Genomic DNA, 18,223 nt, shown 5'->3' on the forward strand with positions numbered 1-18,223 from the left:
ACTTGTCGGCCTATGCACAGGCGATCGAGGGATTCAAAGTCACGGCCCCTGCCTCCATGACCTATGTCGAATACGATTTGCGCGGTGATCCAGAGCTCGGGAAAAAGCTGGCCAGGAAAATCAGGGCCTCCGACGCGTCCCTCGTTCTGGCCGTCGGTCTCAAAGCCGCTCTGGCCGCCCAGGTGGAGATCATGGATATGCCCATCGTGTATATGATGATTCTTGATCCTTCAAAGCATCGTCTCTCCGCCCCGAATATGACCGGCACGCTGCTGGAGATTCCCGCCGAACGTCAATTCAAGATTCTTCGCTCGTTTCTGCCGTCGCTCCATCAGCTCGGAGTCCTGTTCGACCCCGCGAAGAACGGATCCCGTATCAAAGAAACGACTCCCTATGCGGCTGCCAGCGGGTTCAAGCTGACGGAATTTCCCGTCGGCAGCGAAAGAGAGGTGCCGCAGCAGCTACGCGCGCTCATCGAGACCGCCGACGGGCTATGGCTGGTACCCGATTCAACGGTCTTGACCGCGGAGTCCGTCGGTTTCATCCTCGAATCGGCCATGGCACGCCATGTCCCTGTCATCGGCTTCTCGCCGGAGATAACCAGGCTCGGAGCGCTCCTCAGCATTTCCGTCTCCTACGGCGATGTCGGCCGGGAAACCGGTCTACTTGCCAGACGACTCCTCGATGGAGACAGGAGACTCCCGATGAAACCGATACCCGTCGAACGCCTGAGCATTACGGTGAACCAAAAGACAGCCAACTTCCTGGAGATCACCTTTCCCAGCGAAATCGAGCGCCTGATTGATGAGAAATATTAGGATCTGATTTCTATGGCAGCCGAACCGCTCTCTCTCCAGAGTCCGACACCGCCTCCCGGCGCACCGACGGGGCCGTTCGTCAGCTTGCGGACGAAATTTGTCGTGTTCTTCAGCCTGATTCTGGTCCTGACCTGTTCCACGTTGAGCTGGTATTTTGTTGAGATTCGACGCGATGCCATGCTGCAGAATCTCCATCGCCTCGGCACAATTCTCCTGACCAACATCGCGCACAACAACCATTTCCGATTTGCCGGCCTGGTCGCGGAAGATCAAACGACCCTTCAACAGTACATCGAAGGTCTTCTCTCCATCGATGAAGTTGTCTACGTCGTCGTCATGGGCTCAAACGGCCAAGCTATCGCCCGGTACAGCAAGGGAGCGCGCCAGTCGTTGACAGATCCACAACGATCTCCCTCCCATCCGATCTATCCTCCCGCAGACATCGCCCAACGACTGGCTCAAACGCCAGCGACGGTTCCGCAAATTACCCCGCTTGCCGTCTCGGATCAGCTCACGCTCGCCCCTCAGAATCAAGGCTCCTACATGACTCAGCTATTCCCCACTCTGTCCGAGACACTCTATGACTTTGCCTTGCCGGTGCTTCGGGCATCACCCGCACCCATCACCCCGTTTACACTCGACCCCGAATCCACGGCCATCGACGGGGCTATGATGAAACGGCCCCCGGTGTACGGCATTATTCAAATCGGCCTCACCGATGAGCTCGTGCGTCAGGCCGTGCTGACCATGATCCAGAATGTCTTTGCCCTGACCGCCCTCATTATCGGAGCCGGCATACTCGGCGCTCACCTGCTGACCTCGCGCATTACGACTCCGTTGCGACGCCTGGCCGGGATGGCCCGCCAGGTGACTGAGGGTACGGCGCCGGTTCAACTGTCCCCGTCCACGAACGATGAGGTCGGCCAATTGACCGGGCTCTTCAATGTCATGGCCCGCTCGGTTCAAGAGCGGAATCAGGCCATTACCACCAACCTCGAGACGATCAAACAACAATTCAGTCAGCTGACCACCCTCCATCAAGCCAGCGCCGCCATTGCGAGCACCCTGGACATGAACCACCTCCTCGACACGGTGCTCCAACTCCTGGTCGGCAATCTCGGCTTCCTGCGCATGGTGCTGGTCCTGCGGCTTGAGGAGCGTGACGTGTCCTACATCGCCCGCGTCACGGGGATCTCGCCCGAGATTGCCGAGCTCGCCTATAACCTGGAGATCCCCATACGCGACGATGGCAGCATCACTGCTGATCTGTTTCTTCGCCGCGAACCGGTGCTCATCCAGGCCCTCCAGGCCGCAGCCGACCGGATCTATCCGCCGGTGATGGACTTGCTGCAACGGGCCGGCATCTCGTCGTTTATTGCCGTTCCACTCCAGAGTCATCACGGGACCTTGGGATACATTGCCGGTGATCGCGGCGCCCAGATATGCACCGAAGAAGATCTTCATATTCTTCTGACGATCGCCAGCCATGTGGCCGCCGCAATTGACAACGCCCGCGCCTATGCCCACCTCTCCGAGTTGACCCAGCATCTGGAAGAACGCATCCACGAGCGCACGGAGGAACTCTCTCGCGCCAATGACCAACTCCAAGCCCACGATCGACGGCGCACGACCTTCCTGTCGGTCGTGTCCCATGAATTGCGCACGCCTATGACCGCCATTCGCAGTTTTGCCGAAAACATGCTGGATGGTGTCACCGGTCCATTGACAAGCCAACAAACGACCTACCTCACGCGGATCGAGCACAACGTGGCTCGGCTGGCCCGCATCATCAACCAGCTGTTGGATTGATCGCGGTTGGATACCCGCAAAGATGTGCTTCGGCCTGAACCGGTCTGCATTGCAGAGATTGCCGCCACTGCCGCAGAGGGCTTGCAGACGGTCGCAGCAGAAAAACAGATCGCCCTGCGGATCCAGCCGAAGCGCCCCCTCCCCAGAATTTTCGGCGACCGCGACAAGCTGGAGCAAATTCTCTGGAATCTGATCGGCAACGCCATCAAGTTCACCCCTCCCGGCGGGGCTGTCACCGTCACGTTTTCTTGTGATGCTGCCGGGATGGTCAAGACCTGCGTGGCCGATACCGGATGCGGGATTGATCCGCTCCACTTACCGAGCGTCTTCAACGAATTTTCAAAAGTGCCGTCGTCGATGCCGTCGTCGCAAGGGGCTCAATTGGGCCTGTTCATTACCAAAACCTTGATCACGATGCACCGGGGAGAAATCTGGGCGGAGAGCACCCCCGGTCGAGGAACCTGTATCTGTTTTACGCTGCCGATCGCGCCAACTCCGGAGACGTACCGGCAACCGCAATGAGGTGGCACAGGTTGGCCCACCGTGAGGCTCTTTGCCCGTATAGGCCATCAACAGGCCATATATTTTTCTCTATGAAGTCACTACACTTCCGAAGACTGAACAGGGGGCTTGCACGCTATGCGCGCCAAAATCCTCCTCGTCGATGATGACCGGGATATTCTGCTCGGTCTGGAAAACCGCATCACATGGATGGGGCATGAACCCCTGACCGCGAGCGACGGGGCAGAGGCGCTGCGACTTATTGAACAGGAGGCACCGGATCTCGTCCTCCTCGATCTGGAACTCCCCCATCGCTCCGGGCTGGAAGTGTTACAACAGGTTCGGGAAACCGCCACCGCTGCCTCAGCGCCCGACTCGGAGACTCCCTTACCCACCTATACCACACCGCTGATTATTATCCTGACCGCCTTCGGCACGATCGAGCGCGCGGTGCAAGCCATGCACTTAGGCGCCTTCGACTTCCTGACCAAGCCCTTCACGGCCGACCACCTCACGGTCGTGATCAAGAAAGCGCTTGAGACCCTCGCGCTGGATCGCCATGTCGAGGTCCTCCGCAAGGAGGTCGAGGGACAGTACGATCCTATCATCGGAACCAATCAGAAAATGGCCGCACAACTCGCCATCGCCAAGCAAGCGGCAGCCACGCCGGTCACCGTCCTGTTGCTCGGCGAGACCGGTACCGGGAAAGAAGTGATTGCGCGCGCCATTCACCGCTGGAGCCCACGACGGGATAAGCCGTTCGTCGCGGTGAACTGCGCGGCCTTACCGGATACCCTCCTGGAGAATGAGCTGTTTGGACATGAACGAGGTGCCTACACCGGCGCACTGAAGCGTGAACCCGGAAAAATTGAAATCGCCGAAGGAGGCACCGTTTTCCTGGACGAGATCGGCGATATGCCGATGCTCATGCAGAGCCACCTCTTACGCGTGCTTCAGGATCAGACCTTCTACCGGGTGGGCGGCACGCAGCTCATTCGGACCAATGTCCGGTTTATTGCCGCGACGAACAAAGATTTGCGGCAGGCCATCCGCCAGGGGATCTTTCGGGAAGACTTGTATTACCGACTTGCCGTCATCGCCAGCACGCTGCCCCCACTGCGGGAGCGCCTGGATGACCTAGTAGCTCTGTCCGAGCATTTCCTCCGGCGTGCCGCCGGACTCGGAAGCTATCGCCAGTACACACTGAGCGACCGCGCGCTCACGCTCATGCGCCAATATCATTGGCCGGGAAATGTCCGCGAGCTGGAGAATGTGCTGACCCGCGCCGTCATCCTCTCCACGAGCGCGACGATTGAGCCATCGCAGATGTCGCTCATGGCGGTCGCATCGACACCCGATCCGGACTCCGGACCGAACCCGTCGCTGCATGCCTATCATGAAATGATGGAGACCTACAGCAAGAAAGTGCTGGAGACAGCGCTTCAGCAGAACGGATGGAACCAAACGAAAGCCGCTGAAGCGCTGAAGCTCCAGCGCACCTACTTCACCAAACTGCTTCGCCAGAAACAGATCTCCGGCCATCCTCCCTCACCTCATTCTGACAATGAGGCGAAATAGCTACTGATCGACAGCGTGCGTATTCAGCCAACACTTCGACTCCGCAACATCCCGAGCCTATGGGTACTTGAGTTTGCACCGGAACAGATCGTCTTCCGCCTTCGCCAGCCACTTCAGCAGATCATCGAATCCCTGATCGGTGAGGTTCTCGACTCGATAGCCGGTGGTCTTGCGGTGAGAATTAGGTATCCGCCGCCATCACGACGGTCTCCAGAAACATGAGATCGTTCCATGTCACCTGCATAGTGAATCCAAAACATTCCTTGAAGTCCTTCGACTCGCACTCAACTCCTTCGACACACCACTCCAACTCCTCCAGCTGCTTCAACAGAATATCATACATATCCGGATCGATAAAATGATGCAGGCCCTTCACATAGGAAACAATATCTTGAAGCTGCTGATGCCGCTCGGCGCTCACGATCAATTCAGCCGACTCGGGCGGATTCGATTTCGGTTCAGGTTCAGCCATATATCCCCGGGCAACCGCTATGCGGCCCCTGCCGCACAGATTGAGCGCGCGATTGTATCCGGCCCCCCGGCGAGGCGCAATCCCATCCCCCACACAACCCGATTGACTGTTGATATACTGCGTCTATGACAAACCCTGACGCCCCCGGATACACACCCTGCCCGCTGGATGCCGGACCAATCCCATTGATTGGCGAACATCGCACGAAGTCTCAGCCGCTCATCCGGTTCTATTATTGCCGGTTCTGCGATCAGGTGTTTGCCTTCACGGCGACCGCACAACGCCGGATTGGGGAAGGATTGGTGGCTTCGTTCAGAAGGCAGTCGCCAGGCGGGAAATGGGAACTGCTCGACCGATCAGGAGCCGAACGCCTGGGTGGGATCGCACAGGCCGCTATTGCGACCCTGAAGCCCAATAGCGACGGCACCCTCTAACCCATCCCGCGTCATTACACGAATCTATCCCGTACGGCGTACGCAGATTTTCCCTTGAGATTCGCCGGTCCGGCGCGCCAGCGCACCGATCGGAATGGCGACTCAGGCCGCTCGCCTGAACGGCACCCCTGACTCAGGTGCGGAGGACGGCCCGGACGGGCCTTTCATCTCAGCCATATGGCGATGCTCCGCATCACTTTCTCCCGTCAGCGACCAGACCAGCAGGCCCACAAGCGCACTTACCGTCACCAGACCAATGAGGATAACCATGATCCCCCTCACAATCTTCCGATAGACTCATCCTGTTTCCACGAACCAACCGGCGTTCAACGGGCGGCTGACACCGGCAACGGGAATCAGCCGCCCCCGTCACACAACTACGCCGCCAGGCGATAGACCCAGCGATCACGCTCGCGCCGAAGATCGGCTGAAGCCTTTGCTTCCCGGCTCATGGCGGACAGCCTCAACCCGCTGAAAAACACCGCGCCCATTCCGATCATCGCAGCAAAAAGATACCCGAGCGGAATCCCGGGCCAGACCATCGCCGGATCCGACACCATCGTAGCGGCCGTCGGCATCGCGCGTGCCACCATAACCTGATCGGCCTGTTCCGTCATCGTCGCCGTGCGATCCACCGCCGCCAGCAACGTCCCCAACTGATATTGATTCGCCCCCCAGGCCTCTTCCAGCCCGGTCCTGGCCTGCGCCACATGGACAATCGCCACACCCAACTGCTCCTGAACCACGGCCGCCCGAGCGGCATAGTCCCGGCTGGCATCCACAATCCAGCGACCAAGCAACGGCTGCCAGGTCGCTGCGAATGCCCCCTGCATGCGCCCGCCCAATTGCTCCGCGGCAGCGATCGCGTCGCGATTGTAATCAGAGACATAGTGATCCGCCGAAAGGATGCCGCTGCGCAATCCGCGCCTGGTGGCATTCACGATGGAACGCCCCATGACTGCCTGCACGCGGGCCGCATGGTCATCGGGCATCGTCGCTGCACGGTCCATGATAAATCCGAAGGGACCGCCGGGAAGGGATTGCAGGCTATAGTGCGCGAGTAACGCCTGATCCCATTCCAAGGTCGCCTGAGCCGTCATGCGATCGCTCTGCCGCTGCAACAACGTGCGCTCGACAATGGCGCGCCCAAGAGCAGGCTGCAACCACACCATTCCGTTCGCTGAACTGGAGAATGGCTCACCCATCGCCGGTGGCGTGGCGACGAGGAAAGTGCCGGTGGTGGCCACGAAGAGGAACAGCGCGCCGAACACAATGGCGCACATGCCGAATCCAACGATGATGTCGATACCGCTATAGCGATAGGTCATGACAACCTCCTTTCCGTCTCAGGCAATCCGACAAACGGCAGATTAGCCGCGACAGTTCGTGCCTGATTCGGGTGGCTTGATGTGAAGAAGCGGCACCGGAGACGGTGCCCGACGCGAGAGTCGCTAAACGACCGGTCGTTCGCCCCGTTGGGGTATAGTCGACCGCCCGTCTGGTGAGAGAAAAACACCCGGCAGGTCCGGACCGATGGATTGAAGCTCCACGGAGGACCATAACACCACCTACAGAATGAGGCGGCTGCACGAAGATATTATTAGCCTACGCCCCGATACTGTCGGACGCAAGGGCGGGCAGAGTCCTGCTGCTAGCCGATCTGCGCGAAAGCCTCCGCCCGTTGCTCCATTCACCGCGCCAAAGTTCTCGCGACCTCATTGGCATCGAGGAGAATCCAACACGCAACTGAATGAGGTGTCGGCATTGAAATCGAATCAGGAGATAAATTGCGCATCGTCAGCTGAGAGTTCGCGATCTGGAATCAGGACTCCATCGAACACCGATGTTGGGGGTGGAAAGGGTCTTCCATGAAAAATATTTTCATGAGCCCACGTGATTGGATCAGCCGCGCAACCCGGACCACACGCCCGCCTCATCCCCTCACGCACCCCTTCGACGGAGTATCGGAAACTCAAAATAGCCGGATCGACGACGGTCATCGACTTGCCACACCTCACAGTGCGGACAACTGAATGGCCGGAAACTATTGCCAGCAAACAATCTGCGCCGATCGCATTCCATGTCGCATACGCAAGGCGATCATCGACAACCTGACTTTCAACGGAGCAACTCAGATACGTCACCCTGCCCCAGCCAACCTTCCCGCCTCGCAAAGGGGCGGATCACGGGATAGCGAAGCCCCGTCCGTTTTCTGACCGACCAGCAAAATCCGCACGGAAGTAATTTACTCGCCGCGCAATCTCTGCTATACCTGTCACATCGAATCACAACTTTTTACACCGAAGGGGGGTGAAGTACTCATGGCCACGAAGAAAGCAGCAGCGAAGAAGCCTGTAAAAAAGGCTGCCGCGAAGAAGAAGAAGTAGTCGCACCATGAGGAGGCGACGGTCACGTCGCCTCCTCGCCTCTCTCCCTCACTCACACTCACATCCCACTCCCGTCATTCCGACTCACAGCTCGAACAAGATTTCTCCATTCACTTTTCATCGTCGGGTGTCCGCCGGCTCCATCATCGTTCCTACGATCCGATGAGACAGCCCCATCAGTGACTCCCCCTCCATATCCCATCCCGTCCACCTCGCCCCCCGAGTTCCCGACCCATTCAAAATCGAAAACTCGCGAGCAGGTCTCATCGCTCTCCAGAACATTCCGATGCAGCGGCATACAGAAGGAGGGGGACAGGGGGAAAGACCAGAGGGCAAACGCACAGCTTGGAGAGGAGAAACCCATCACGATTGATGGGGTGGGGTCTGAAGACACTGAGGCAAGAATGCCACAAGGCAAAAAAAAGGGGAGGTGATGGCCACATCACCTCCCCGACTTCCTAACCGCTGGGTGAAGACCCAAGGCGACCAAGAAAGCAGCAAGGGGATCTTAGCACGAACAAGCCATAGAAAACACGATAGAAAAATACTTAATTTTCTAACGTGTTTTCAACAAGTTGCATGCTCAATATCGCAAACATTCCGTCCTGGACATAGAGAAAGCAAGGGACTGAATCCAGAGTTCGATCCGGAGCGCAGAAGCCTGAATCGGCATCCGTAAAACGCAGACCGAGATCACCACGAGGCGGTTCAGAGTAGAATCGCGACAGGGCAAGTGCCTACTCCCGGGAGATCAACTCGATGCTCGTGACGCCAGAGGCTCAACGTCGGAATCAGCAGCAAGCCCTCATCGCCGCCATCTTGGCAGCAGGAACGGCAGGATGGATGACCTGGCTCTTCCCTCTGCTGTGGCCCCTGCTCGGACTCTGTCCCTTGGCCTACAGATGGGTGCGGCGGCCCTGCCTTCGTCGGATGGAGATGATGCGCCAACCGTTTCCCGAAGAACGGGAACAAATCCTTCGCAAACATGTCGCCTTCTTTTTGGCGCTCGATGAGGCGGGCAAGACCAGGTTCCGGCAACTGATGCAGATCTTTCTCGACGAGGTCCGGATCACCGGCATTCGCACCGAGGCGGACGAGACCACTCGAGTGTTGGTGGCGGCCAGTGCCGTTATCCCGATCTTCGGGTTCCATGACTGGGAATATCATCGGCTGCATGAAGTGCTGATCTACCCGGATGCCTTCGATGACGCCTACCGCACTAGTGGTGGGTCGGAAGCACATCTACTCGGCATGGTCGGCCTGCATCATTTGAGCGGGGTGATGATTCTCTCGAAGCCGGCGTTGCTGGCAGGATTCTCCCCGCATCCCGGCACCCACAACGTGGGCGTGCACGAATTTGCGCACCTGGTCGAAAAAGAAGCCGGCGAATACGGACTGCCGCCGGAAGTCCCCTGGATGGCGGTCCGCCAGTGGGTCCGATACGTGGCGCGGGAACTGGCCCACCCCTCCTCCCGCCGTACCCACATCAGCGATTACGCCTATACCAACGAACACGAATTCTTCGCGGTGCTGGCCGAGTATTTCTTCACCTCGCCCGAACTCTTGAAGCGCCGCGATCCCGCGCTCTACTCCCTGATGCGGAGTCTCTTTCATCAGGATACGGAAGCACTCCTCCCCTCCCTGCCCTGGCGGCGCCGGGGACTCAGCCGCAACGCGCCCTGCCCCTGCGGCAGCGGGAGAAAGTATGCACACTGTTGTTTGAAGAAGACGGAAGCCACCGGCAGGAACACAGGAACCACGGGCAGCGCCCCAGGCACCTAGGAGTAAGCCCCCTCAGAGCACAGACACGCCCTTCACCACAGAATGCGGCACGAAGCGGCTCTGATTCCCATGGATCAACCCGCGATCCTCACGAACCCCGATCCCCGCCGGCTCATCGCCGATCACCCAGGACCCGATCACCGGATGCCATCCATCGAACACCGGCAACGGCATGTACTGTTGAAAGACCGAGGTTCCCGCATCATAGGGCCCGGACGTTGTCAGGACTTGATCTCCGTTCACGATCGAGATATTGGCGCCCTCACGCGACCAAAAGGGTTTCCGAACATAGGCGGGGCAACCCCCCGGTCCTGAAAAAAAGGCGGGCAACAGATTCGGGTGATCGGGATACCACTCCCACAATAATGCCAGCAGCCCCTTATGACTGAGCAGCTGTTTCCAGGCCGGTTCCAGCACCAGCATCGAAGACCTGGATAGATCCACGGCAAAGGCGTCCTGACAGAGCCATTCCCAGGGATAGAGCTTGAAGAGCACCGAGATAGGCTCGTTCCGGCAATCCACAAACCGCCGACTGCCCGACTCCCACCCGATCCGCTCAATCGGCAGCGTCTGCACCCGCCACCCGGCCTGATTCGCCGTATCGGCCAGATAGGTCACCGTCTGCCGATCCTCGTCGCTCCCATCCAAGCAGGCCAGATGGAGCAGATCGGTCGAAGCCTGCCGACGGATCTCACGCCATTGCCCGATCAATCGATCATGCAGACGATTGAATTGGTCGGCCGCCGGACAAGCCTCTTGCAGCCATCCCCATTGCCCGACCGCCGCTTCAATCAACGAGGTCGGCGTATCGGCGTTGTACTCCAGGAGTTTCGGCGCCCCCGCCCCGTCATACCAGAAATCAAAGCGTCCATAGAGCGACGGCTCCTGCCGCTCCCACGAGTCGATGATGCGCGGCCGCCAACCATCGGGGATCCTGAGATCGGCGAAACGATCGTCGCGGACAATCCGTTCGACCGCATCGACACAGAGCCGATGCAACGAAGCCGTGGCGGATTCCAGGCAATCGATCTGCGAGTCGGAGAACTCATAGGCCGCATCTTCGCGCCAGTAGCCCCCGTCCAGACTGTGATACGTGAGGCCGACCCGGTCGAGTTGCGCGGGCCAGTCAGATCGCGGCTCCATCGCGCGACGGTGCATGGCTACGGTCCCTCTTCCGGCTTATAGAACTGACCGCCGGTCACGCCAAATCCGCCACGTTCGCAAGCGTCTTTCGCGGCTTCCTCAGGGCAACAGTGTGGCCGATCGTGATCCGGCACTGTGTCCGCTACCAGCGGCACGTCCGGCCCTTGACCGGCCGCAATCCACACCATCTCCCCCATGCCGTCGGCTATCGCCGCCAGACTTACCCGCACCTCAGTCGATTGCCGCAGACGAGGAATCACCGAGCCGGGCACAGGCCCATCCGGCCATTTCTTTACCATGGGGACCTTTCACATACACCAACAGGAGAAAAAGGAAGGGACAGGGAGGCGGGCTGAAGCTCACGGCCTGCCGGAAACGAACGCTCGAACATCTTACACGGATTCCGGGCAGGCGAGGTGAGCCAAATACGCGAACGTGAACAGGGAGATCGACAGACCCGATCATCCGGTTCTTCCGGTGGGGAAACCGTTACGAAGCGCCCAGCACCTCCCGGAAGACTCCGGCAAGGTCCTGGAGCGCTTTTCCCCCGTCGCCGACGTAGACCGAACCGTGCATCGTCGCCAGCGTCTTGGGCTGGAGCGCCGCCAGACGGTGCATGGTCGCATCCATGAACGGGCCATAGGGCAGATAATTCGCCAGCGGGCCCTTTTGATATTCCACCAGCACGTCCCGGCAGCGGCCCACGACATCCGATTCCGTCACCGGGTCCCCATTGCCGGCTTGGTGAAGCAGATCCGAACAGAGAAGCGTCCGCTGCGTCTCTTCGAACAACAGCCCCGCGTCCCAGCAATGCGGCACATGCGGCGTCGCCAGAAACCGGAATCGGTACTTGCCCGTCTGCAGCACCTCGCCGTCCGCCATCCCTTTGGCGGGCCGGACCGCAAGACAATCATCCACACTCACGAGCTTGCCCACCAGGCTGCAGACCGCCGTGGCATGCCTGGCCGCCTCCTGCCACTCCGGCAGCGACCCGCACTCGTCGGCCTCGAAATGGCTGAACCCGATCCAGCGCAACGACTGGGGATCGATCAGCGCCCCCACCGCTTCCTTCACCGCCGGAAACAGCGCGCGAGGACCGGTGTGAAAAAGCAGCGGCTCGGCATCGCGCACGAGGAACTGGCTGAACTGCAGATTGAACGGCTCGAGAAATGTCGTCATGCGGAACAGGTCCGGAGCGACTTCAGTAATCTGCGCCATAGATCCTCCTCATAGAGTGAGGCAGATATCGTACGAGTCCTGTGAAGACGGGTCAATCCACGCAAACCATTAAGAAGCGGCGGGACGAGCGGACGCACGCCCGCAGGTTCTCGAATAATCCGCTTTCCTGAACCCATTCTGGTAGGATAACAAGGCTCATCCAGTCAGCCTCTCGCATCGATTGAAAGGAACTGCACGTGAATACAACACAGGTCATCGCAGCAGGCATCGTACTTGCGCTCATCGGAACCCCGGCCGTCTCCCTGGCGAAAGCCCGGGGCGGATCAGGCGGAGGGTATTCCAGCGGATCCCGGAGCAGCAGTGCCTCCGGCAACATCGGCAGCCGGGGTTCGCGGACCCACGACCAGAACGGCGCCCAGCCGATCCAACAATCGACCACCCCGAAGCCGGCCACAACGGCCCCGCAATCAGCGGCAGCCGGTCAGGCCCCCATGGCCCAACCGACGCCGGCTTCGCAACCGTCCTTTTTACAGCGCAATCCCCTTCTGGCCGGGATCGCCGGCGGCCTCGCCGGATCCTGGATCGGCCACATGCTCTTCGGCGCCACCGAGAGCAGCGCCAAAACGAACGAAGCCGGTGAGGCTGTCGGCCAGGCAGCCGGCGCAGCCGGCAACAGCGGCCTCCTCCTGTTTCTCATGATCCTGGGAGCCGGCGCCGCCTATTACTTTCTGAAAGTCCGGCGGACTCCCGCCCCGGTGCTGTCCGGCATCACGCGAAGCAGCGCCGTCGCCGGAAGCCTGCTGGCGGAATCCTCAGCGACCGCCCTCCGGCCCGCGACGACCGACCTCGACATCACCACCGCGGACAAAGCCGCGTTTCAGCAGCTCCTGACCGACATTCAGACCGCCTGGAGCACACAGGACCTGGCGGCATTGAAACGGTTCGTCACACCGGAGATGCTCACCTACTTCACCACCGCCCTGGCAGAGAACACGAGTCAGGACATTGAGAACCATGTCGACGATGTGGTCCTCGGACGGGCTGACGTCCGCGAAGCCTGGATCGAACATGCGACGCAGTACGCCACGGTGGGGCTTCACTGGAGCGCCCGCGACTATACCGTGTCAATGAAGAAGCAACGCGGAGAACCGGGCTATCTCATCGACGGCAGCGACGAAAAGCCGGCCGAATCCAGCGAAGTCTGGACCTTCATGCGATTCGGGGATGGCAAGTGGCTCCTGTCGGCGATTCAACAGTAACCAGCAACGGGACACGGCACGATCGGCGGATCACCCGCCGATCGTGAGCCAGAGATACGGCGTCAGATAGTAGGCCGCGAAAGACAGGAATACCCCGCTCACCGCCCCGAACAAACCTGCCACATAGAGCCCGGCGAAGGGGGACAGAAACACAATGAGGATCATCAGCAGCGCAAGCGACCGATGGCCCTCATAGAACCGCCGGCGGTATTCAGAGTTGAAGGAATCCATGAGAGAAGGATGGGAAGGACTCGGCATAGGCTGAGTATAGAACAACGCTCCCATCCAATGCATGCGGGACAGCAGGCGCGTCCCGGACGCGAGTCTCCACCGAGCCGGGAGCCGTAGAAGCGGTTGTCGATCGAGCGGAGCGGTCAGCGCACCCAGGGCGGCATGACCGGGGGCGGAGACACAGGCTGCTCGAACAGGTCAGAAGGACTCGGGGATGGTCCCAGAGGCAGCGGCAGTCCCGGCGTGGATCCCGGGCGCCTGAATCGCATCACGAGCCCGCTCATCACGTCCCATTCACGGAAATTTTTTCGCGCCGACTGCGGATGCTGATTGTGGCACTCGACGCAAGACCGGACCAGCGCCAGATCCGCCGAGACCGCGGTGAACTGATCCCCGTCCGCAAAACTGAGAAAGCTCTGCTGCCGGTCCTTCTCCAACTGAATCAACGCCTTGGTTTCCGCCGGAGTTCTCGGCCGGTTCGCCGGATTGATCGGCGTCAGGCTGATCAGACCGATCTCCACCGACGTCACCTGTCCGGCAGCCGCCTTCACGAACTGCGCGGGAAGCGGAATGAAATGCGCGTCCCGCTCCCAGTCCTCGCGCGGCTCGGGGCCCGCTCCGCGCGTATGCTCCACGACGTGCAGCACATAGGCCGTGCGAAACGCCCTCACCACATCCAGCACATAGCGGGCCGTCTGCTCATAGGTCGGATCAGCCCAGGTGACAGAAGCCGCCAGAACCATGAAGCAACCGGCCAGGGCCGCGGCGAGACCGAGGTGACGCGTGGACATCAACCAACCCTCTCGACAAATCCAACAAAGGACAGGACGAACGGCAGACAAACCGACTGCCGCGGAAGGAATCATCTCAGAGCAACGAGGCTGCCGATCGAACGCGATCGGAGTTCACGTCACTCCCGATAGGCAAACGAAATCATCGGGGTCCAGTGCTCGTTCCCATATCCGTCGATAAAACAGGCCCGCCCTTGCAAGAGCTCCCCCTTCTGTCTCACCGGGGGAAGAATCAACCAATCCGCCCGCCCTTCCGTCAACCCGCGCGACGGGATATCGGTGTGGCCAAACAGATAGCCCTGCGCCTGCCGCACCAGGATATTCCCTTCCACCCGATGGGACGTGGGGATGAACCAATACCGCGCCCCATACACCACCAAACACGTCTTGGGCACCAGGACCGGCTCACTGCTGATATTCGTAAAGAAAAACTCCCCGACCACCTGCATGCAGGGCGTGCCGTCCTTCTGCCCCATTTCCCACCACACATTGGCCGCCTGCGCCGGCAAGACCACCAGCGTGTGCTTCGGCACCTTCCAATACACCCGCGCCATGCGCGCGTTGAGCGCATTCAACCATCCACGCACCCCGAGCTGCCAGAGCCGGTATGCGCCACCGATCACCACAACCAGACAGACCACCGTCCCGATGAACGCGAGAAATTGATCCAACCCGTCAAACATAACCATGTGTCCTATCGAATAACCCGGCACCGCGTTCCCCAAGCCCGTCACCAGACCGCCGGGGGAGTTTCCATACCAATTCTGTCCGTGACCTAGCAACAACTTTTTCGCCCAACGATCGCCGCCGCCCGGCCGAGTCTCGCACAAACCGGTGGCATCCGTCGAACCAGGCCCATGGCCCTCTCTGCGTCCCCGTCAGAGCCGCGGCTCGCCGGACAAGCGGCGCTGCGCCTGCGTGATCGCCTTCAGCAAGGCAGCCCGTTCCTTGTGCCGTGCCTTCGAGGCCGGCACCGTCGCCACAAACCCTTCCGCCGCGGCCGTCAACGTCTGCAGCGTCTCGACCATGTCGCCCTGCGCGGAAACCTGCGCCTTCGACGCCGCGCGGGCCAGCGCGAGCCTTCGCCGGGGCCCCACATACATCTGCGGCGCAACCGGATTATCCTTTTCCAACTCGGGTCGTCGAAATACTCCCATGACGCCTCCCAATAATCAGACAATGAGAAATGATCCGCCCACTGTACTTGATCCGTGGCAGCAGCGGCAATTGCATCACGGCCTGAAGACGGAGGGGAACGGGAGAGGGAGAAGAAACGCCGGAACGTCAGAGGCGAAAGATGCCTGCGCCGGCGATCCCGACGGCGGTCCCGCCGGCGTCATCCGCGGCTTATCGCGCGAGCTTCTTTTTGAGACCAGTCAGGTCCTCAGGGGTCGCTCGCACTCGTACCGTGAGTCCCTCGGCATCATAGGCTTCGGACAGGATGCGCATCCGGGCGCGGATCTCCGCCACGACCCCTTGCGCCGTGAACGGAATATGTAAGTCCTCGTCGATCATATCGCTCTCAAAGTACCCCATAATGCGCTCACGGAGCGCCTGGAGATCTTCCTTGCTTCTCGTGGACAGAAAAAAGGCGTCCGGATATTCCGCCTTCAGCGTCGCGAGAGCGTCCGGACCGAGTCGATCTTGTTTATTCAACACCAAGAGGCTGGGAATGTCCGTGGCGCCGACTTCGGCTAACACCGTCCGCGTAACGTCGAGTTGGGAGCGAAAGGAGGGATCTGAGGCATCGACGACAAATAGCAACAGCGAGGCACAGGCCGCTTCATCCAGCGTCGACTTGAACGACGCCACCAGGTCATGCGGGAGCTTTTTGATGAATCCCACCGTATCGCTCATGAGCACTTTGGGACGCGTGTCGGGATACAGGGGACGGATCGTGGTATCGAGTGTGGCGAACAGCTTGTCGGCCACGAGCACCTCGATCCCGGTCATCGCGCGCATCAGCGAAGATTTCCCGGCATTCGTGTACCCGACGAGCGCGACCGTCAATTCGTGTTCCCGTCTCGCGCGGCGCGTCTGATGCTCGTCCCCGATCGCCGCCAATTCGGCTCTGAGTTCTTTCATACGATCGCGGATTCTGCGCTTATCGAGCTCCAGGCTCGTCTCTCCGGCCCCCTTGCCTCCGACGCCTCCGCCTTGCCGCTCGCTGCCGCCGCCGGTTTCCCGCAAGCGCGGCGCAAGATAATTGAGCCGCGCGATCTCCACCTGGAGCCGGGCCGCCCTCGTCCGAGCGTGACGGCTGAAAATCTCAATAATGACCCCGGTACGATCGAGCACCGGCACGCCGGCGGCACGTTCAAGATTCTTCAATTGGGACGGCGACAGATCGCAGTCCACAATGACGATCTGCGCCTGCTCGCGAGGGCCGGGTGCGGTCTCGATGGTATCATCCGATTCGTCGTCGTCTGATTCTTCCGTGATGTCCGAGTCCGCCGCCTCGAACTTCGACGCCGCTTTGTGCTTCGGCCGTTCAAACGCCGACTCGATTTTCCCGGAACCGCCGGTCCACTGTGCCAATTCGGCAAGTTTCCCCTGACCCAGGACCGCTGCATATTTATCGGAACTCCGCTTTTGCGTCACCTGGCCCACGACATGGTAACCGAGGGTTTTCACAAGACGCGTGAGCTCTTGCAGAGAACTTTCCAGCTCCTCCGCTGTCATTCGAGGGGTGCGGATCGCCACAAGAACGGCATTTGATTGTGCGGGCTTCGACATCGCTGACTTTTCCTTGGGTACAGGTTGATGAGGGGGCTACATCTTAACAGGGCATTTCGCCTGAAGGCCAGCTTGCGCCCCACCCCGGGGCGGGAGCGTCCCACATCCCTCACTCAGCAGTTCAGAGAAGCGCTCAGGCCTCAGCACTCAGCGCGGTGATGTGGGAATGGAAACTCAAATGCGGGCGATTCTTGAGTGGGTTCAACCAATAGCGCGGGGTTCAGATTCAGTCGCCCGGCCCCAGATCATTCCTCCCTGGTCCAGCCTCAATGAGTTTGAGATTGTCTCTCGGGCAGGAAGGCTGTAGAATTCAACCGTCAAGAGGTGCAACATGGCACTCGCAGCCAAAGTCATCAAGCGTACAAAAGACAGCTTTCAGTTCAAGATCTCGAAAGAGAACTTCGAGTCCTTTTGCGACTCGATCGGCTTGTACCGCCAGGAGTTCCTCGCCGACTTGGACGCCTCAGAAAAAGACCACCGCGCAGGACGGGTCACCAAACGAAAGTCACTGCGGGAGTTGATCGCCTAGCCGATCATGATTGCACTCTCGACTACTGCCACGTTCGACACACTCTTCACTCAGCTCCCGAAACCAATTCAGCGCAAAGCCGCGGTCAAGACGGATCTCTTTCGGGAGAATCCCTTTCATCCCTCGCTGCGCACGGAAAAGCTCCGCCCCAAGCACCACCAAGTCTGGAGCTTTCGCGTGGACCGATCCTATCGCATTATCTTCACATTCCTCGACTCCACCCACGTCGAGCTGCGCTACATCGGGCATCATCACTTCATCTACGACTACGACATGTTCAAGTAGACCGCGCCAGCTGACGCTGCCCACATCCCATCAAGGGGTAGATGCCCCACACCTCACACTCAGCTCTTCAGAGCCCAGGATTGAGCGCTATGCTCCGCCGTCCACCCCTACGCCCCGCTTGAAGACGCGAGCAAAAAGCGCTGGTGAGGCCATTACTCAGCAGGCAGCAATATAGGCAACACTTGGATGTCTGAAGAACGAACGGACGAGTGCGGGGCGGCGCGCCATTTCGGCGAGTTGCGCGGTGATGCGATCGGCCAGACGTTCGCCTTTCTGTAAGGGCCGGCGT

The 18,223-nt window shown here is 59.9% G+C and carries 21 protein-coding genes; 9 read left to right on the top strand and 12 right to left on the bottom strand.

The features are described from left to right. Window positions 1-2: 2 nt before the first annotated feature. The 4 genes from Q8N04_09540 (at window position 3) to Q8N04_09555 (ending at window position 4,706) form a co-directional block, all read left to right on the top strand. Complete coding sequence (locus Q8N04_09540; protein ID MDP3090909.1) at window positions 3-818, top strand: ABC transporter substrate-binding protein; 816 nt, start codon at window positions 3-5, stop codon at window positions 816-818. A gap of 12 nt (window positions 819-830) precedes the next feature. After that, window positions 831-2,627, top strand: a complete 1,797-nt coding sequence (locus Q8N04_09545) for a histidine kinase dimerization/phospho-acceptor domain-containing protein (protein ID MDP3090910.1) — start codon at window positions 831-833, stop codon at window positions 2,625-2,627. A 6-nt stretch (window positions 2,628-2,633) separates the two neighbouring features. After that, a complete protein-coding gene (locus tag Q8N04_09550) occupies window positions 2,634-3,149 on the top strand; it encodes an ATP-binding protein (protein MDP3090911.1) in 516 nt (171 codons plus the stop codon). A gap of 117 nt (window positions 3,150-3,266) precedes the next feature. Beyond that, complete coding sequence (locus Q8N04_09555; protein MDP3090912.1) at window positions 3,267-4,706, top strand: sigma-54 dependent transcriptional regulator; 1,440 nt, start codon at window positions 3,267-3,269, stop codon at window positions 4,704-4,706. A 181-nt stretch (window positions 4,707-4,887) separates the two neighbouring features. Here Q8N04_09555 and Q8N04_09560 read toward each other — a convergent pair whose 3' ends face one another. Further along, window positions 4,888-5,178: a hypothetical protein gene (locus tag Q8N04_09560; GenBank protein ID MDP3090913.1), complete on the bottom strand. Its 291-nt coding sequence runs from the start codon at window positions 5,176-5,178 to the stop codon at window positions 4,888-4,890. 125 nt (window positions 5,179-5,303) lie between these two features. Between Q8N04_09560 and Q8N04_09565 the strand changes: the two genes are divergently transcribed. Then, the gene (locus Q8N04_09565) at window positions 5,304-5,612 is read left to right on the top strand and encodes a hypothetical protein (protein MDP3090914.1); all 309 of its coding nucleotides are present in this window, start codon (window positions 5,304-5,306) and stop codon (window positions 5,610-5,612) included. Between the two features lie 102 nt (window positions 5,613-5,714). On the opposite strand, the gene Q8N04_09570 is transcribed toward Q8N04_09565, so the two are convergent. The 3 genes from Q8N04_09570 to Q8N04_09580 form a co-directional block, all read right to left on the bottom strand. Continuing rightward, window positions 5,715-5,882 carry a hypothetical protein gene (locus Q8N04_09570; protein MDP3090915.1) on the bottom strand — a complete coding sequence of 56 codons (168 nt, stop codon included), beginning with the start codon at window positions 5,880-5,882 and terminating at the stop codon, window positions 5,715-5,717. 107 nt (window positions 5,883-5,989) lie between these two features. Further along, window positions 5,990-6,940 (bottom strand): hypothetical protein, encoded by a 951-nt coding sequence (locus Q8N04_09575; GenBank protein ID MDP3090916.1) that lies wholly within the window; start codon window positions 6,938-6,940, stop codon window positions 5,990-5,992. Window positions 6,941-7,887: 947 nt separating this feature from the next. Continuing rightward, window positions 7,888-8,025 (bottom strand): hypothetical protein, encoded by a 138-nt coding sequence (locus tag Q8N04_09580; protein ID MDP3090917.1) that lies wholly within the window; start codon window positions 8,023-8,025, stop codon window positions 7,888-7,890. A gap of 733 nt (window positions 8,026-8,758) precedes the next feature. Between Q8N04_09580 and Q8N04_09585 the strand changes: the two genes are divergently transcribed. Further along, window positions 8,759-9,781, top strand: a complete 1,023-nt coding sequence (locus Q8N04_09585) for a zinc-dependent peptidase (protein MDP3090918.1) — start codon at window positions 8,759-8,761, stop codon at window positions 9,779-9,781. A 12-nt stretch (window positions 9,782-9,793) separates the two neighbouring features. On the opposite strand, the gene Q8N04_09590 is transcribed toward Q8N04_09585, so the two are convergent. The 3 genes from Q8N04_09590 to Q8N04_09600 all read right to left on the bottom strand — a co-directional run bounded on the left by Q8N04_09590 (window position 9,794) and on the right by Q8N04_09600 (window position 12,142). Beyond that, window positions 9,794-10,939: a glutathionylspermidine synthase family protein gene (locus Q8N04_09590; protein ID MDP3090919.1), complete on the bottom strand. Its 1,146-nt coding sequence runs from the start codon at window positions 10,937-10,939 to the stop codon at window positions 9,794-9,796. Between the two features lie 2 nt (window positions 10,940-10,941). Further along, entirely contained in the window at window positions 10,942-11,223 is a 282-nt protein-coding gene (locus tag Q8N04_09595; protein ID MDP3090920.1) for a hypothetical protein, read from the bottom strand. A gap of 190 nt (window positions 11,224-11,413) precedes the next feature. Then, on the bottom strand, window positions 11,414-12,142 hold the full coding sequence (locus Q8N04_09600; protein ID MDP3090921.1) for an MBL fold metallo-hydrolase: 729 nt from the start codon (window positions 12,140-12,142) through the stop codon (window positions 11,414-11,416). A gap of 197 nt (window positions 12,143-12,339) precedes the next feature. Here Q8N04_09600 and Q8N04_09605 point away from each other — a divergent pair, with 197 nt between their 5' ends. Further along, a complete protein-coding gene (locus Q8N04_09605) occupies window positions 12,340-13,362 on the top strand; it encodes a TIM44-like domain-containing protein (GenBank protein MDP3090922.1) in 1,023 nt (340 codons plus the stop codon). A 30-nt stretch (window positions 13,363-13,392) separates the two neighbouring features. Here Q8N04_09605 and Q8N04_09610 read toward each other — a convergent pair whose 3' ends face one another. The 5 genes from Q8N04_09610 to hflX all read right to left on the bottom strand — a co-directional run bounded on the left by Q8N04_09610 (window position 13,393) and on the right by hflX (window position 17,120). Then, window positions 13,393-13,656, bottom strand: coding sequence for a hypothetical protein (locus Q8N04_09610; GenBank protein MDP3090923.1), 264 nt, complete (start codon window positions 13,654-13,656; stop codon window positions 13,393-13,395). 80 nt (window positions 13,657-13,736) lie between these two features. Then, on the bottom strand, window positions 13,737-14,384 hold the full coding sequence (locus Q8N04_09615) for a DUF3365 domain-containing protein (GenBank protein MDP3090924.1): 648 nt from the start codon (window positions 14,382-14,384) through the stop codon (window positions 13,737-13,739). A 119-nt stretch (window positions 14,385-14,503) separates the two neighbouring features. Further along, a complete protein-coding gene (locus Q8N04_09620) occupies window positions 14,504-15,073 on the bottom strand; it encodes a hypothetical protein (GenBank protein ID MDP3090925.1) in 570 nt (189 codons plus the stop codon). Between the two features lie 189 nt (window positions 15,074-15,262). Beyond that, window positions 15,263-15,541, bottom strand: a complete 279-nt coding sequence (locus Q8N04_09625) for a hypothetical protein (protein MDP3090926.1) — start codon at window positions 15,539-15,541, stop codon at window positions 15,263-15,265. Window positions 15,542-15,731: 190 nt separating this feature from the next. Beyond that, window positions 15,732-17,120, bottom strand: coding sequence for a GTPase HflX (hflX, locus tag Q8N04_09630; GenBank protein ID MDP3090927.1), 1,389 nt, complete (start codon window positions 17,118-17,120; stop codon window positions 15,732-15,734). Between the two features lie 331 nt (window positions 17,121-17,451). On the opposite strand from hflX, the gene Q8N04_09635 reads away from it, so the two are divergent. After that, a complete protein-coding gene (locus Q8N04_09635; GenBank protein ID MDP3090928.1) occupies window positions 17,452-17,649 on the top strand; it encodes a hypothetical protein in 198 nt (65 codons plus the stop codon). Between the two features lie 6 nt (window positions 17,650-17,655). Further along, the gene (locus tag Q8N04_09640; protein ID MDP3090929.1) at window positions 17,656-17,934 is read left to right on the top strand and encodes a hypothetical protein; all 279 of its coding nucleotides are present in this window, start codon (window positions 17,656-17,658) and stop codon (window positions 17,932-17,934) included. The last annotated feature ends 289 nt before the right edge of the window (window positions 17,935-18,223 follow it).

The sequence above is a fragment of the Nitrospira sp. genome (assembly GCA_030692565.1).
Classification (GTDB): domain Bacteria; phylum Nitrospirota; class Nitrospiria; order Nitrospirales; family Nitrospiraceae; genus Nitrospira_D.